The 16074-nt window shown below is 59.3% G+C and carries 11 protein-coding genes; 4 read left to right on the top strand and 7 right to left on the bottom strand.

All coding sequences use genetic code 11. The features are described from left to right. The first annotated feature begins 8 nt into the window (after nt 1-8). Both nirB and nirD read left to right on the top strand, forming a co-directional pair. Nucleotides 9-2522 carry a nitrite reductase large subunit NirB gene (gene nirB, locus HLUCCO03_RS18925; RefSeq protein WP_027830396.1) on the top strand — a complete coding sequence of 838 codons (2514 nt, stop codon included), beginning with the start codon at nt 9-11 and terminating at the stop codon, nt 2520-2522. A gap of 199 nt (nt 2523-2721) precedes the next feature. Beyond that, nucleotides 2722-3090, top strand: coding sequence for a nitrite reductase small subunit NirD (nirD, locus tag HLUCCO03_RS18920; protein WP_027830395.1), 369 nt, complete (start codon nt 2722-2724; stop codon nt 3088-3090). Between the two features lie 159 nt (nt 3091-3249). On the opposite strand, the gene HLUCCO03_RS18915 is transcribed toward nirD, so the two are convergent. Continuing rightward, nucleotides 3250-6405 carry an efflux RND transporter permease subunit gene (locus tag HLUCCO03_RS18915; protein ID WP_027830394.1) on the bottom strand — a complete coding sequence of 1052 codons (3156 nt, stop codon included), beginning with the start codon at nt 6403-6405 and terminating at the stop codon, nt 3250-3252. Next, nucleotides 6405-7487: an efflux RND transporter periplasmic adaptor subunit gene (locus tag HLUCCO03_RS18910; RefSeq protein WP_027830393.1), complete on the bottom strand. Its 1083-nt coding sequence runs from the start codon at nt 7485-7487 to the stop codon at nt 6405-6407. The genes HLUCCO03_RS18915 and HLUCCO03_RS18910 overlap by 1 nt, the downstream gene beginning before the upstream one ends. 206 nt (nt 7488-7693) lie before the next feature. Between HLUCCO03_RS18910 and HLUCCO03_RS18905 the strand changes: the two genes are divergently transcribed. After that, the gene (locus HLUCCO03_RS18905; RefSeq protein WP_027830392.1) at nt 7694-9061 is read left to right on the top strand and encodes a wax ester/triacylglycerol synthase family O-acyltransferase; all 1368 of its coding nucleotides are present in this window, start codon (nt 7694-7696) and stop codon (nt 9059-9061) included. Here the strand turns inward: HLUCCO03_RS18905 and HLUCCO03_RS18900 are convergent. From HLUCCO03_RS18900 to HLUCCO03_RS18890, 3 genes are all read right to left on the bottom strand, one after another. Continuing rightward, nucleotides 9058-10797 carry a diguanylate cyclase gene (locus HLUCCO03_RS18900; RefSeq protein WP_051603739.1) on the bottom strand — a complete coding sequence of 580 codons (1740 nt, stop codon included), beginning with the start codon at nt 10795-10797 and terminating at the stop codon, nt 9058-9060. The genes HLUCCO03_RS18905 and HLUCCO03_RS18900 overlap by 4 nt on opposite strands. A gap of 110 nt (nt 10798-10907) precedes the next feature. Continuing rightward, nucleotides 10908-11330 (bottom strand): TM2 domain-containing protein, encoded by a 423-nt coding sequence (locus HLUCCO03_RS18895; protein ID WP_027830391.1) that lies wholly within the window; start codon nt 11328-11330, stop codon nt 10908-10910. Between the two features lie 398 nt (nt 11331-11728). Continuing rightward, a complete protein-coding gene (locus tag HLUCCO03_RS18890; protein WP_027830390.1) occupies nt 11729-12835 on the bottom strand; it encodes an AraC family transcriptional regulator in 1107 nt (368 codons plus the stop codon). A 222-nt stretch (nt 12836-13057) separates the two neighbouring features. Between HLUCCO03_RS18890 and HLUCCO03_RS18885 the strand changes: the two genes are divergently transcribed. Then, the gene (locus HLUCCO03_RS18885) at nt 13058-13948 is read left to right on the top strand and encodes a metal-dependent hydrolase (RefSeq protein WP_027830389.1); all 891 of its coding nucleotides are present in this window, start codon (nt 13058-13060) and stop codon (nt 13946-13948) included. 32 nt (nt 13949-13980) lie between these two features. Here HLUCCO03_RS18885 and HLUCCO03_RS18880 read toward each other — a convergent pair whose 3' ends face one another. Both HLUCCO03_RS18880 and HLUCCO03_RS18875 read right to left on the bottom strand, forming a co-directional pair. After that, nucleotides 13981-15081, bottom strand: coding sequence for a sensor domain-containing diguanylate cyclase (locus HLUCCO03_RS18880; protein WP_027830388.1), 1101 nt, complete (start codon nt 15079-15081; stop codon nt 13981-13983). 144 nt (nt 15082-15225) lie between these two features. After that, complete coding sequence (locus HLUCCO03_RS18875; protein ID WP_027830387.1) at nt 15226-16041, bottom strand: SDR family oxidoreductase; 816 nt, start codon at nt 16039-16041, stop codon at nt 15226-15228. Between the last annotated feature and the right edge of the window lie 33 nt (nt 16042-16074).

The raw sequence follows: 16074 nt of genomic DNA, 5'->3' as shown, positions 1-16074 counted from the left end.
GATTTATCATGAGCAAGAAAAACCTGATCGTCATTGGCAACGGCATGGTCGGCCACCATTTCCTGGAACAGCTGGTGGCAACCCCCGCTGCGGCGGACTTCGACATCACGGTATTCGGTGAGGAAAAGCTGCTGGCTTACGACCGGGTTCACCTGTCCGAGTACTTCAGTGGCTCCACCCACACCGACCTGGCCATGGGAACCGCCGACTGGTACGCGGCAAACAACATCGACCTGCGCCTGGGTGAGCAGGTCACGGCTATCGACCGTGCCAAGCAGACCATCACCACGCCCATGGGCGACTACGCCTATGACGAACTAGTGCTGGCTACCGGCTCCTATCCGTTTGTGCCGCCCATCAAGGGCAACGACCACCCCCACTGCCTGGTGTACCGTACCCTGGAAGACCTGGACAGCATCCGCGCCAGTTCAGAAGGCGTCAAAACCGGTGTTGTGGTGGGCGGTGGCCTGCTTGGTCTGGAAGCGGCCAATGCCCTCAAGAGCCTGGGGCTGGAAGCCCACGTGGTGGAATTCGCACCGCGCCTGATGCCGGTGCAGCTGGACGCCGACGGCGGCGCTCTGCTCAAGCGCAAGATCGAGGAACTGGGCGTGCAGGTGCACACCGAGAAAGCGACCACCGAGATTGTTGAGGGCGAGGAAGCCCGCCTGCGGATGAACTTCAGCGACGACACCCACCTGGAAACCGACCTGATCGTGTTCTCCGCCGGTATCCGCCCACAGGACGCGCTGGCCCGCTCCAGCGACCTGGCCATGGGTGAGCGCGGCGGCATCGTTGTCAACGATCAGTGCACCACCTCGGACCCGCACATTCACGCCATCGGCGAGTGCGCCCTGTGGAGCGAGAAGATCTTCGGCCTGGTGGCGCCCGGCTACACCATGGCCCGCACCCTGGCATCGGTACTGAACGGTGATCAGAAAGCCGCCTTTACTGGCGCTGACATGAGCACCAAGCTCAAGCTGCTCGGTGTGGATGTGGGCTCCATCGGCGATGCCCACGGCCAGACCCAAGGCGCCCGCAACATCCGTTTCAACGACGAGAAAGCCGGCCACTACCGCCGCATGGTGATCAGCGAAGATGGCAAGAAACTGCTGGGTGCCATCCTGGTGGGGGATAACAGCCACTACGACACCCTGCTGCAATACGCCCTGAACGGAATCGAACTGCCGGAGCAGCCGGAAACCCTGATCCTGCCGGAAAGCCAGGGCGGCGCCCCGACCCTGGGCCCGGATGCCCTGCCGGAAACCGCCTCCATCTGCTCCTGCCACAACGTGTCCAAGGGCGATATCTGTGGCGTGATTGACGCCGGCTGCACCGACCTCGGCTCGGTGAAAGCCGAAACCAAGGCCAGCACCGGCTGCGGTGGGTGCGCGGCACTGCTGAAGAACGTGGTGGACAGCGAACTGGAAAAACGCGGCGTGGAAGTGAGCAAGGACATCTGCGAACACTTCCCTTACAGCCGCCAGGACCTGTTCAACATCGTCAAGGTCAACGGCATCCGTACCTTCCAGACCCTGATCCGTGATCACGGCAAGGGTCACGGCTGCGACATCTGCAAGCCGGCGGTGGCCTCCATCCTCGCCACCTGCTGGAACGAACACATCCTGGCCACCGACCATGTGCCCCTGCAGGACACCAACGACACCTTCATGGCCAATATGCAGAAGAACGGCACCTACTCCATCGTGCCACGCATTCCCGGCGGCGAAATCACCCCGGACAAGCTGATCGTGCTGGGAGAAGTGGCCAAGGAGTACGACCTTTACACCAAGATCACCGGCGGCCAGCGGGTGGATCTGTTCGGCGCCACCCTGAGCCAGTTGCCGGAGATCTGGGAAAAGCTCATCGCCGCCGGCTTCGAAACCGGCCACGCCTACGGCAAGTCCCTGCGCACGGTGAAATCCTGCGTGGGCAACACCTGGTGCCGCTACGGCGTGCAGGACAGCGTGGGCATGGCGATCACCCTGGAAAACCGCTACAAGGGCCTGCGTGCACCCCACAAGGTGAAAATGGCCGTCTCCGGCTGCACCCGTGAATGCGCGGAAGCCCAGAGCAAGGACTTCGGCGTGATTGCCACGGAGAACGGCTGGAACCTGTACGTCTGCGGCAACGGCGGCATGCGCCCGCGCCACGGTGATCTGTTTGCCACTGATCTGTCCGATGAGGAGCTGATCCGCACCATTGACCGGGTGGTGATGTTCTACGTGCGCACGGCGGACCGTCTGCAGCGCACCAGTGTGTGGATGGAGAACCTGGAGGGCGGCCTGGACTATCTCAAGCAGGTGGTTCTGGAGGACAGCCTGGGTATCTGCGATGAGCTGGAGCAGCACATGGCGGATCTGGTGGGCACCTATCAGTGCGAGTGGAAGACTGCGGTTGAGGACCCTGAGAAGCGGAAGCGGTTCCGGGAGTTTGTTAATGCGCCTGAGAAGAAAGACCCAGTTCAGGAGTGGACTACTGAACGGGATCAGCGTAGGCCTCTGCTTGAGGGGGAGCCTGCTTAAGACTGAGGGCTCGGGGTGGAGCGCGGGGGTCGGTATTTTTTCCCTTGGGAAAAAGAACTCGCTGCGCTCAGACACCTTTTTCCTGGCGGGAAAAAATACCGACCCCCACGCTCATCTGGGCACCAGTTGTCGCTGGTTATAGATTTCAACGGGTTCAGGCTCGAGTTTTGAATTAACCGAATTGAAATTGGAGAACATTATGAAAGCACGCACTTCCTGGGACGTAGTTTGTACCGTTGATGACCTTGTGCCGGAATCCGGTGTAGCGGTATGGACCGAAGACGGGCCGGTGGCGGTGTTTTATCTGCCGCATCGGTTGCCGGCGCTGTTCGCCATCAGCCATACCGATCCGTTTACCGGCAAGAACGTGCTGGCCCGGGGGATAACCGGCGACCTGAAAGGGCAACCGGTGGTGGCTTCGCCGCTGTACAAGCAGCACTTCAACCTGCAGACCGGTCAATGCCTTGAGGATGAGGGCGTAAACGTTGAAACCTACCCGATCCTACTGGATGGCAACAATGTCCGGGTAGAGATCCCGGCAGCAAACAAAGAATCAGTAGCGGCCTAACCGGTCATGACCGAGCCTGAAAGCGGCCCGGCACGATACCTGAAAAGCCGATTTGGGGGGTGGGGGTATTTTTTCTGCCAGGAAAAAGGTGTCTGAGCGCAGCGAGTTCTTTTTCCCAAAGAAAAAATACCCCCACCCCCCGAAGCGGCGACTCCCCCACTAACGAGCGGGCCGCTTATCCCGCCATCCCAAGACAAACACCGTAAGCGCCGGCAAAAAGGTCACAGTCACCGTCGCAGCACCGGCCAGACCGAACAGAACGATCGCGCCCACGCCACGGTAGAGCTCCGTGCCTTCGCCCGGCAGGAACACCAGTGGTGACAGGCCGCAGATGGTGGTCAGGGTGGTCATGGCAATGGGCCGCAGGCGGGTTTCCACCGCGCCGATGACCGCATCCAGCACTGATACATCCTTCAACCGCAGATTCTGCCGTGCCTGTTCCACCACCAGGATCGGGTTATTCACCACCGTGCCCATCAGGATCAGAAAACCCAGCATGGTGATCATGTCGAAGGGCTGGCTCAGGGGCAGCAGGCCGATCTTCGGCAACAGACCACCCACCAGGTTCATCAGCGCCAGCCCCACGATACCGCCGGCGATACCCAGGGGAATGGCGGTCAGGATCAGCAGCGGGAAGCCCCAGTGGGCGAAGATGGCCACCAGCAGCAGATAGACAATCACCACCGCAATGATGAAATTCCCGCTCAGGGCATCCCGGGTGGCGTTGAGCTGGTCGCTGGCGCCGGAGATATTGATGGCCACATCGGAAGGCAGTTCGCCGCTTTCCCGCATGGCTTCCACCAGTTCCGTCCGCACCTTCTCGACACCCTCCTCCAGCGGCACGTCGTCCGGCGGTATGACGTTCAGGGTAACCGTCCGGCGGCCATCCAGCCGGCGCACGGTGCTGGTATCCACGGTTTCCTCGATGGTCGCGAGGCTCGACAGGGGTAAGGTGGCGCCCTGGGGGGTGTGCACCATTACATCCGGCAACTGATCCAGGCTGGGGTTGCGGCCTTCACTGCCATAAAGGTAGATATCGATCTTGTCGTCATCCAGGAAGAAATCATCGACATAGGAGCCTTCCGTGAGTGAGGCCACGGTAAACCCGATGGCTTCGGTGTTCAGGCCCAGCTCGGCGGCGCGATCGTAGTTCGGCCGCACCTGGATCAGTGGCTGGGCAAGGGTCAGCGTCGATGGCTGGGTCTGGATACGGGGGTTGTCGAAAACCTCCCGGGCGCGGCCGTAGGCGTTGTTCGCCACTTCGTATATCGACACCAGGTCCGGGCCCGAGATATCCAGGTTGATACTGCGGGTACCGCCATCGTTGCTGGAGATGATCGACCCTTTGGCAGCAAACGCCCGCATGCCCGGGAACTGCTCATAGAAACCGGTGATCTCGTCCATCAGGGCTTCGATGTGCCGTGGATTGACGGTCTCTGAAATGATCCGCACGTTGGACGGGCTGATCTGCATGTTCAGGTAGGCCAACGGCGGAATGGAGGTCTCGCCGGATTCGTAGGCTTCGGGGTTTGCCTCTACGTGAGGCAGGAATTCATCCTCAACCTGCTTGGCAATGCTTTCCATTTCCCGCAAGTTGTAGCCTGGCGGCGCATTCATCGACGCGAAGGTTTTCGGCTCCTCGCCCTCGGGCAGGTATTCGGCAGACGGTGTCAGTGCGAATATGATCCAGACACTCAGGCAGATTGTCGCCAGGATGGTAACGCCTCGCCTGAGCGGACCGCTGACCAGCCAGCGTACACCTGAAATAATCGACCCGGCCCAACCACCGGACAGCGTATTGCCGAACTGATCGGTCTCCGTCTCGCGGATACCGAAATCCAGCCGTGCACTGAGGGTTGGTATCAGGGTTACCGCCACCAGCATGGAGGCAAAGATGGCGGCGGAAATGGCAATGGCCACGTCGGAATACAGTTGGCCGGCTTCCTCCTCGATAAACAGGATCGGCAGGAATACCAGGATGGTGGTCATGGTGGACGCCAATACTGCGGGCCAGACTTCCTGAACCCCTTTCAGGGCCGATTCGAACCGGTCCAGCCCCAGGCGCCGGTGGCGCTCGATGTTCTCCAGCACCACGATGCTGTTGTCCACCGTCATACCGATGGCGAAGGCCACGCCGGCCAGGGAGATCACGTTAATGGTGCGGCCGGTCATCATCAGCCCGAGGAAGGCGGCAATGGCACACAGAGGAATACCCACCACACCCACGAAGGTGGCCCGGGAGGATCGCAGGAACAGGAACATCACCAGGGTCGCGAAGACGGCACCAATGCCCAGGTTGGTCCAGACGTTGGCCACGGAAGCTTCCACGTAGCGGGCATCATCCGAGGTCAGGGCCAGCTCCATGCCTTCCGGTTCCAGCACCTCGTCATTGATGCTGTCCACTTCTTCCAGCATGGCCCGCTTGATATCAATAACATTGGAGCCGCTTTCACGCCGCACCTGAAGGCCCAGAACCCGTTGGCCGTTGATGTAGGAGAGTTCGCGTATACGGGAGTGGTCCTGCTGCACCGTCGCTACGTCAGACAGGCGCACCACACTGTCGCCGGTGCGGGAAACCACCAGACTCCGTAGCTCGTCCAGATCCCGGAACCGCCCGACAGTACGCAGCAGGTAGCGGCGTTTACCGGCATCCACTTCGCCGCCGGACACATCCTGGTTACGGCTGGTGATGGCGTCCCGAAGATCCATCAGGCTCAGGCCCCGCTGCGCCAGTTTTGCTTCATCCACGGTGATCTGCATCTGCCGATCGGCGCCGCCGCCTACCGTCACTTCCGAAACCCCCGATACACTTTCCATCCGGGGCCTGACGCGATCTTCCACAAAGTCGCGCATCAGATCGATATCCAATTCCCGGGGATTATCCTCCAGGGTGGACACCCGGAAGTACATGAAGGCATTGGAAGAGAACGAGGCCGCCACGATGCGGGGTTCATCCACATTGGTGGGGTAGTCTGAGACCTGGCTCAGGGCGTTGTTCACCTGGATCAGGGTTTCGGTGATATCGACACCAAACGGGAATTCCAGTTCAATCTCGGCAGACCCGCTGGAGGCGGTGGAAGCCATCTCGGAGAGATTGGGAACGTTACGGAGATAGCGCTCCTGCTCAACCAGAATTTCCTTCTCGATATCCTGGGGCGTGGCGCCGGGCCACTGGGTTTCCACGGTGATGGTGCGGGTTTCGAGGTCCGGAATCATCTGCACCGGTATGCGCAGCGCCGCGGCAGCCCCGATCACCGCCAGTATCAGCGTAACCACGGTCACCAGGGTGCCGTGGCGAATCACTCCTGCAAACATCAGCGCGATCCCCGCTCAGCCAGCCTTACCCGGGCGCCTTCCTCCAGGGATTCGTTGCCGCGGATAACCACCTGCTCGCCACCCTCGAGGCCACTGAGGATTTCCATGCGGTTATCGAAACTGGAGCCGACTTCTACCCGTTTTTCCCGTACCTCATAGAGATCGTCGTCCGCTGACTCGGCAATCCATACGGTCACCCGGCCGTCGGGATAACGGTTAATGGCGTCACGGGAAACGGTCAGGCCCTGTTCTCCAGTGGATACCCGCAGGGTTGCCCTTATGGCCATGCCCGGCAATACCGTAAAGTCGTCGGGGCCGGTTGCCCGCAACAGGAACGTCCTGGCCTCGGAATCGCTGACTGGCACCAGGGATTCGATGGTGGCAGCCACCGGTTCCTCGCCCGCGCCTTGCGGACGAACCAGCAACTCAGAGTCGTCAGTGATGCGCTGGTAATAGTCCTGGGGAACCCGGAAATCCAGCCGCAGATTGGTAATGTCCACCAGGGTCAGCAGTTCATCGCCGGGCGTCACCCACTCGCCCAGATCGCTGGTGCGGTCACTGACCACGCCGTCAAACGGTGCTTCAATGCGGTGCCTGTCAAGTACCACCTGGCGACGCTTTTCCTCCGCCCGCAGTCGGGCAAGGGTGGCTTCCGTGGCAGCCACTTCGCTTTCCCGGGCACTGACCTCGGTGGCGGCAATGTTTCGCCCCGCGCCCACCGAGCGGGCTTCGGCCAGTCTTCGCTGGGCCTCCTCCAGCCGCGCCCGGGCTTCGGAGGCCTCTGCACGGGCACTTTCCAGCTCGAATTCCGCCTGCTCGTCATCCAGACCTACCAGGAGGTCGCCGCTGGCAACCCTGTCCCCGGTTTCAACCCGCACATCGTCAACCAGCCCTGCCACCGCCGTGGACAGTCGGGATGTGCGAAGGGCATTGGCAGTACCATTGAGGCTGACTTCACTGATAATGTCCGAGGACTCAACCTGTTCCAGTTCCACACCGGGCCGATCCTGCGCCTGGGTCACCGAAATTGGAAAACACCACAACGTGGCCACAAACCCCAGTTGCCAGACGATCGGTTTCACTCAATGCCCCCTTTGCTCCTGCGCGGATAGTGCGCTGAATTCTGTCTCCTGACCCTGCACTGAACTTACGTCTTTTCCCGCCAGACAGACCTGTCTGAACCGAAGATTACGGCCCATTCAACCAGTATCCGGCGCTTCCACCGGACCTGAAATGCTGCAACACTGACGGCCGGAGAGCAATAATCAAAACAAGCGAGATTCATACCGTGAAACCACTGAGCCCCCTGGACCAGGTGTTCCTTTGGCTGGAAAAACGCCAGCAGCCCATGCATGTTGGTGGCTTGCAGCTGTTTTCGTTCCCTGAAGGCGCACCGGATGACTACGTCGCACAGCTGGCGGATCAGCTGCGGGAACAGACGGTTGTCACTTCCCCGTTCGACCAGCACCTGACCAGCCGATTCGGCCAGCCCGCCTGGGTGGAGGACGAGCACCTGGACCTGGAGCACCATTTCCGGTTTGAAGCCCTGCCCACTCCTGGCCGGATTCGCGAGTTGCTGGCGTTCGTCTCCGCGGAACACAGCCACCTGATGGACCGGGAAAGACCGATGTGGGAGTTTCACCTCATCGAAGGTCTCAAAGACCGGCAGTTTGCCGTGTACATCAAGATACACCACTCCCTGGTGGACGGTGTTTCCGCCATGCGCCTGTTCCAGCGCATGCTGTCACAGGATCCGGGCCAGAGAAACATGCCGCCAATCTGGTCACTGCCACCCCGCAGCCGCCGCAACGCTGATGATGGTGGCCCGTCCATGTGGCGCAATGTGGCCCATCTGCTGGGCGAGTCCGGCAAACAATTGGGCACGGTGCCTGCGGTAACCAGAGCGTTGCTGAGCACCGTCAACCGGGCGCGCAAGGACCCGGCCTACGACTCGATCTTCCACGCGCCCCAATGCGTCCTGAACGGCAGGATCACCGGTTCCAGACGCTTCGCCGCCCAGTCTTACTGCCTGAAGCGCATCAAGGCTGTGTGCAGGGCTTACGACACAACGGTCAACGATGTGGTGATGGCCATGTGCGCCACCGCCCTGAGAACCTACCTGATGAACCAGGACGCACTGCCGGAAAAACCACTGGTAGCCATGGTGCCCGTCTCCCTGCGCAAGGACGACAGCTCCGGTGGCAACCAGGTGGGTATCATCCTGGCCTCTCTGGGCACCCATCTGAACGACGCCGCCGAGCGATTGCGATACATTCACGAGGACGTCAAAGCGTCCAAGGAACGCTACGCGAACATGTCGCCGGAGGAAATCCTGAACTACACAGCACTACTACTGGCGCCGGCAGGCTTCAACCTGCTGACCGGCCTGGCGCCAAAGTGGCAAACCTTCAATGTCGTGATCTCCAACATCCCCGGGCCAAAAGAACCGAGTTACTGGAATGGCGCAAAGCTTGAGGGGATGTATCCGGTGTCCATCGCCATGGACCGAATCGCTCTGAACATGACCCTCACCAGCTACTGCGACCAGGTCGAATTCGGCCTGATCGGCTGCCGCCGCACACTGCCCAGCCTGCAGCGGATGCTGGATTACCTGGAAGAGGGCCTGGCCGAGCTGGAGTCTGCGGCCGGCATTTAGGATTCACTGGTGGCAGCTACCCGTTCCTGTTTATCGCGGTACATGTCCGCATCTGCCTGTGAGAACAGATTGTCTATGTTGCTGGTGTCATCGGGATACATAGCCACGCCAATGCTCAGGCCAACCCGGACCTCCGGCCCATCTTCAAGGACAATCGGCATGTCGCCGATCAGCGAAAGGTTGTTCTTCAGCCGGCTCAGGTCACCTCCCTTCTTGAGACCTTCAAGCAGCAGCACGAACTCATCACCACCAATCCGGGCAACGGTATCCGAACTTCTGGTCAATGCTTTGAGCTTGTTGCTTACAGACACCAACACCTCATCTCCCGCGCTATGTCCATGCGTATCGTTGATCTCCTTGAACTTGTCCAGATCGACGACCACCAGCGCAAAGCTCTCTCCCGATCGCCTGGCCCGGGCTTTTGCTCCGGTGAGCCGGTCTTGCAGCAGCTTTCTGTTGGCCAATCCCGTCAGGGCATCATGATTGGCCTGCCTCTCCAGCACTTGCTGATTGGCCCACAGTTGGCGATTGGTGGTTTCAAGCTCCCGTGTCCGGTCAGCCAGGGCCAGCGACAACAACAGCATTTCCATGGCGGAACCAATCATCAGGGCATTGGTGGTAAAACCGTTGGAAGGCAGTACTCCGACATTGTGCAGAGCGATAACAAGAACGCCCAGCAAAAAAGATACCCAGGCCAGCACAAAGAACCGGGCGCCCGGTTCCTTGCGCCAGAGACTGACCGCGCCCATCATCAACGCAGCCACGGCAAAAACCATTGATAGCAGATTCACCGCCACAGCGGCCATGGCATAGAAACCGGCTGCGGCCGTGAGGAATGTCAGTCCATAAGCGACGCTGATGCATGGCATAAGCCAGCCAAGCTTTAACCGTGCCGGTGTTCCCGCCAGAAACCGCTGCACGAACAATGCACCGAAAACACCCGCTGCGGCCACCCCAGCAGTGGGAGACAAATGCACAAGCCAGGGGCTATCAGGCCACAGGAAGTGACCGGTCAGACCCGACAGGCCGGCCTGCCCGATCGCAAGGCAGGCAATAAAGCCAACGTAGGTGAGATAAAGCACATCCCGCAGCGAAAAGAACAGGAACAGGTTGTAGATCAGCAGTGCTATCAGTAGGCCATAGTAAAGGCCGAGCGTGGCGTAGGCGTACTGATCACTGCGCCAGAGACTGTCGCCTTGCCAGAGCGTTACCGGAACAGTAAGCGTGCCTTCAGAGCGAACACTGACAAAAATCTGGTATTGGCTGGCTGCGGACAAGGACAGGGGGAAGACGTGATTACGGTGGCTGACAGGCTTTTCAGAAAAAGGCAGGGTATCGCCAGACCGTTGATGCGCTACCAGTTCATCATTTTCCAGCAGGTAAAAATTAACATCATCAAGAGAAGCATGCCCCACTTCCAGAAATATACGCTCCGGGACCTGCTCGGGTGTTGAAAGTTCAAACGCCAGCCAGACTTCATCCTGAGTCAGGCCGAAGTTGGTGGGCGACTGCTCCGAGGCATCCGGCCTGGTAAACTCGCCCTGGCGAAAAAGTTCAGCTGCCCTGTCGAGCGAAAGATCGGATTTATCATTCCGATAAATGGACACGGACCCCGTTAAATCCTGCCGTGCCTCTGCCCCAACGACAGCGTCCGACGCCTGCGAGACAGCACTCACGCCGGACCACAGTACCAGCAGAACCATTACCCGGATGGTCGAGACAACAGCCTTCAGCACTTGAACTCCCAAACCTGTCAGGACGCCGGCGGCAATCCCCCACCAATACGGTTCATTAAAAGCCGGGAGTATAGCTCAATGAGGCCTTGATTTCCGACAAGCTGTCATGATCAAAAAGTCTGATCCGGACCGAATCGCTGCTCTCTGTTTCGCTCGGAAATCTGGTTATTCAGCGTCCAGAAGTCATACAGCACACCTATCAGGAACAGGCCACCGGTCAGCAGGTAGATAATCCCGGTGATCCACTTGCCCATGTACATCCGGTGGACCCCAAAGATCCCGATGAATGTCAGCAGAATCCAGCTGATACTGTAACTCACAGCACCGGCCTCATACCGTCTGTCGGCTTCCCGGTCCATGGCCGGAATCAGAAACAGGTCGATAAACCAGCCGATAAACAGCAACCCGAGGGTAAAGAACCAGATGGTGCCGGTAATCGGTTTACCATAATAGAACCGGTGCGACCCGAGGAATCCGAAGATCCATAGCAGGTAGCCTATGAGTTTGCTGTGGGTATCCTGATTGAGTGTCATTTGGTTTCCTTTCTGGCTTGGGTGTTGGCCGGCTTGTTTGGCCCTAGCCTGCTGGGTTTGGTGCCTGGCTGGGGGGCTGGATTATTTTTCCTTGGGAAAAAGAACTCGCTGCGCTCAGACACCTTTTTCCTGGCGGAAAAATAATCCAGCCCCCCATCCGTCAGACTATTAGGGCATAGGCATGAAAGACAAACGGAAAAGAGTGACAAAACCGACAGATGGCCATCTCGGGGCATCTGACCGCCATCACTGGTGCCAATGGGTGTGGGGTGGTGGACTTTATTTTTCTCGTAAAAATGGTGTCTGAGCGAAGCGAGTTCACTTTTCGAAAAAATAAAGTCCACCACCCCGCAACCACACTCCCAGGCCAGAGGCCAAAGAGGCCAGGGCACCAGACCTCAGGGACCCACCTCCGGTGCAGGATCGGGACCGCCTTCGCGAAATTCGCTGGCCGACTTGCCAGTCCACTTGCGGAAAGCGCGACTGAAGTTGGACAGGTCCGCATATCCCAGTTCATAGGCGATCTCGCTGACCGACTGGTTAGTGTACCGTAGAAGCTGGATGGCGCGGTCTTTCAGTACCGCTTCGACAATCTCCCGGTAGGTGGTGTCTTTCTCCGCCAGCCGGCGCTTCAGGGTTCGGGACGACACGCAGAAACGCTCCGCCATGGACTCCAGGGACGGCAGCGGCCCTGGCATCATGTGAAGCATGTTGCGGATGGCGTAGGTGATGTCGCCCTGGTCTTTCAGGGCTTTTTGCAGCTCGAGTTCGCACTGGTCGCGCGCCATTCGTGATGCTTCTGCATCCGCCAGCCGCATGCGGGTGTCGAGCAGCCCCTTGGGAAAGACCATGGTTTCTTCGGGCTGCCCGTACTCAAAGGGTACGGGCAGCTGGGCGGCAAACCGGCGGTAATAGGGCGGTTCAGGAGAGGTCAGCTGGACTTTTACGCCGGGGAGTTTGCCGTCCTCCACTGGAAAACCCTGTTTTTCCGCATCCTCCCGGTCAATCAACTGCTCCGCCAGCATCATCAGGGTGGCGCTGACGGTTTCCGCCAGGAAACGGTACTGGCCGGGGGCGTCGAATTCCGTGCGCAGGCGGACCAGCACATGGTCGCCGGTGTCGGTCAATGTCATGGTGAGGAAAGGCACCCGCAGCTGCAGGTAGCGCCGCACCGAATCCAGGGCACCGGCCAGGGTGGGGCTGGTGAGCGCCGCGAAACCCAGGGTGCCGTGGATGGTAACCCGCAGTTCCCGCGCCAGCATGAAGCTCAGGCCGTCCTTGCCCGCCAGCGCCAGGGCTCTTTCCACCATCACGATGGCGTCGGTGACAAACACCCGGCTGTCGTTGGACTTCAGGTCCTGCGGCGTAAAGCCCATCCCTTCGTACAGCGAACGGTCGTTGTAGCCCAGTTGCCGCACCACATCCGCCAGTACCCGGAGATAGGCACCGGGAACCAGGAAAACACCCAGCATCTGCCGCTCTTTCTCCGGGCCCGGGTTAGCCATGCAGGTTCCTTTTTGTTGTGGAAGAACTCATCGCCAATGATGCTATCAGAAGCCCGGCACAGCGGCACTGTGACTGGAGGCACCTGCAGCTACGTCAACACAGTCAATCAGGGCCGAATCTGGCCCCTAATCCACGGTAGCCGTCCCGTTTTCGCATTCCAGGTTTGTGTTGACTTCCCCACACTGGAGCTATCGCATCAGCCAAAGCGCAGGAGTGACACCATGCTGAGAACCAAAACCACAGAATCGGAAGCGATTGCCCGCACGCCTGACAATGTCGCCATCAAACCACAGCGTATGGGATTCGAGTTCGGGGAAAAGGTGCCCCGTTACTGGCTGGACAACAGCTATACCCTGAGCCACGTGATGAATGCGCTGTCTGTCCTGTTTCCCCAGGGCGAGCAGTTCTTCGTGGACTCGGTGCGCTACTATCAGAAAGCCATCGAGGATCCGAAGCTGAAGAAGGAAATCCGGGGCTTTATCGGCCAGGAGGCTATGCATTCCCTGGAACACAAAGCCATGAACCAGCACGTGCGGGATCAGGGCATGCCAGTGGAGGAGCTGGAAGAACACCTAGAAATAGTGCTGGGCATCGCCAAGAAGCTGCCTGAACGCCACCAGCTGGCCATTACCTGTGCCCTGGAACACATGACGGCGATGATGGCGGACATGCTACTGGCGCGGGACGATGTTCGCGAGGACATGCACGAGACCATGCGCCCGCTCTGGGTGTGGCACGCCATCGAGGAAACCGAGCACAAGGCGGTGGCCTACGATGTGTTCAAGCAGGCCGGTGGTACCTATGCCGAGCGTACCTTCTACCTTGCCTTCAGTACCGCTGCATTGGGCGTGATGGCCAGTTACTTCACCACGCGGATGATGCTGAACGATCGCAAGAACTTCTCGCTGAAAGACAGCGCCCGCGGCTTGTGGCAGTTGTGGGGTAAGAACGGCACCTTCTCAAGTCTGATTCCCACCTGGCTGGAATACTTCAAACCGGGATTCCACCCCTGGGATCATGACAACAGTGAGTTGATTGCCCGTTTCAAGGAGCAGATCAGCGAGTATATTGCGCCTCAATATCAGGAGAGTAACCGGCGGACCATTCAGTGATCTTTGAATCAGTGCAGTCGCGGGCCTTGGAGTTAAACAGGCCCGCCGGCAAAACGCTGGCCTCTGACCGGAGAAACACCGGCCCTGGCGACTGTGTTGCGGCCTGCACGCTTGCCACTGTAGAGGCAGTGGTCAGCAACCCGGAACAGGGTTTCGGCTTCGGTGCCATGCTCCGGATAGTGGGCAATTCCGAATGATGCGGTCACACGGATCACGGCTTCACCATAGTGCAGCCTGTTGTCAGCGATACGCTGACGCAGCTCATCCATAAGCTCAAAGGAATCCTCTGGTTTCACATCCCGCAGAATCAGGCCGAATTCCTCACCACCCAGACGACCTACGGAATCGGTGGTTCGCAGCCGTTCAGTGAGTCGCTGACTGATGTTGCGGAGCACGTGGTCGCCGGCATCATGACCCATGGTGTCATTCACCAGCTTGAAATGGTCAATGTCCATTATCACCAGCGCAAAGCCGGTGCCGCTGCGGGCCGACTCGGCAATGGTCCGGCCAAGGCTGTTCTGGAAACTTGCGCGGTTGGCCAGACCGGTCAGTACATCCGTCTGGGCCAGGGTGACCAGTCTCTGCTCGGCTTCCTCGCGGCGGGTTTCATACAGGTGGATAAAGCCCAGCATCAGCGCGGCGCAGAGTACCATGTTCAACAGGTCGATCATGGTGCCGGCATTGGCAATGAATTCGAGATGAAAATAGAAAGTGACACAGCCGGCGACCATGAACGGCGCGCTGAGAAGGAAGCCCTCCTTCTTGCCCAGCAGGAGGTAGGCCAGTACCGGCATCATCAGCACCCAGACGAAAGCGGTTACCGAAGCCTCGGGCACCAGCATGATGAACAAGGCAAACGTGAATCCGGTGACCAGGTAAGTGTAGATCCAGGCCTGCAGGTGTGGCGTCCGGTTGACCCGGGTAATACCGAAAAACAACACCGCACTGGCCATGAACTCGCCGGCAGCGAGCCAGAGATAGCCATTCAGGATCTGCAGGCAGCCGAAGATGACCAGCGCGCTGCCTGTGACCAGAAACAGTGTACGCGCAAGCGAACGGCGGTGGGTGTCCCGAAGCCCGGATCGGCTCTGTTCAAGCGACGCACCGAGATCCGGGTGCTGTGGTGTTGTCATGCTGCCTCTTTCCCTGAAATACAGCGGGTGGGGCGGAGCCCCCTGTACGTAAAATATACAGCGCCAGTCCCTGGGCTTCAATCACCCTACCGACCCGGCGCCCGCCTGCGGATGAGGGCATTACGACAACCACCTCCAGACGGATCAGATGTAGAGGTTCTTGCGTGAAAAGCGCTCGACCAGGGGCTGGTAGGCAGAGCCCAGCACCCGGTTAAGGGCATCAATTCCCCAGGCATCCGGGCCCACAAGAATACGGGATTCGTTCTTCAGAATGCCCCTGACGATAGTGTCAGCCGCTTTCTCGGGCGTTGTCCTGGCAATTTTGTCAAAGCCTTTACGCTGGGCATCGGCATTCTCCGATTTACCCATGCGGGCTGAATTGGCGATATTGGTACGGATTCCACCGGGATGCACGCAGCTGACCGCCACCGGCTGCTTTTCCAGTTTCATTTCCTGACGCAGGGACTCGGTGAATCCACGAACCGCAAACTTGGCGGCATTATAGGCGCTCTGCTTGGGTACCCCGATCAGCCCGAACACACTGGAGATGTTCACCACATGGCCGTCCCCCGAGGCAATCAGGTGAGGCAGGAACGCCCGGGTGCCATGGGCTACGCCCCAGAAGTCTATGTCCATGATCCACTTGAAATCTTCGTCTGTCATTTCCCGGACACTGGACGAGAGGGCGACCCCGGCATTATTGATCACCAGGTTGACCTGTCCGAAATCGCCGGCCACCTGATCTGCGTGAGCGTAGATCGCATCCCGGTCCGACACATCCAGGTGATAGGTTCTGACCTCGGCTTCACTGCATGTGGCGGCCGTCTCGGCAAGACCCGCTTCGTTTACATCCGACAGTGCCAGACGGCATCCTTTTGCAGCCAGTGCCACCGCCAGCGCACGGCCAATACCGGAACCCGCGCCGGTGATTACGGCTACCCTGTTGTTCAGATCCTTCATCGTCGATGACCTCTTGTTATGCGATGTGTTGCT

Source organism: Marinobacter sp. HL-58, from assembly GCF_001314605.1.
Lineage (GTDB): Bacteria > Pseudomonadota > Gammaproteobacteria > Pseudomonadales > Oleiphilaceae > Marinobacter.
This window is presented reverse-complemented; position numbering and strand designations above follow the sequence as displayed.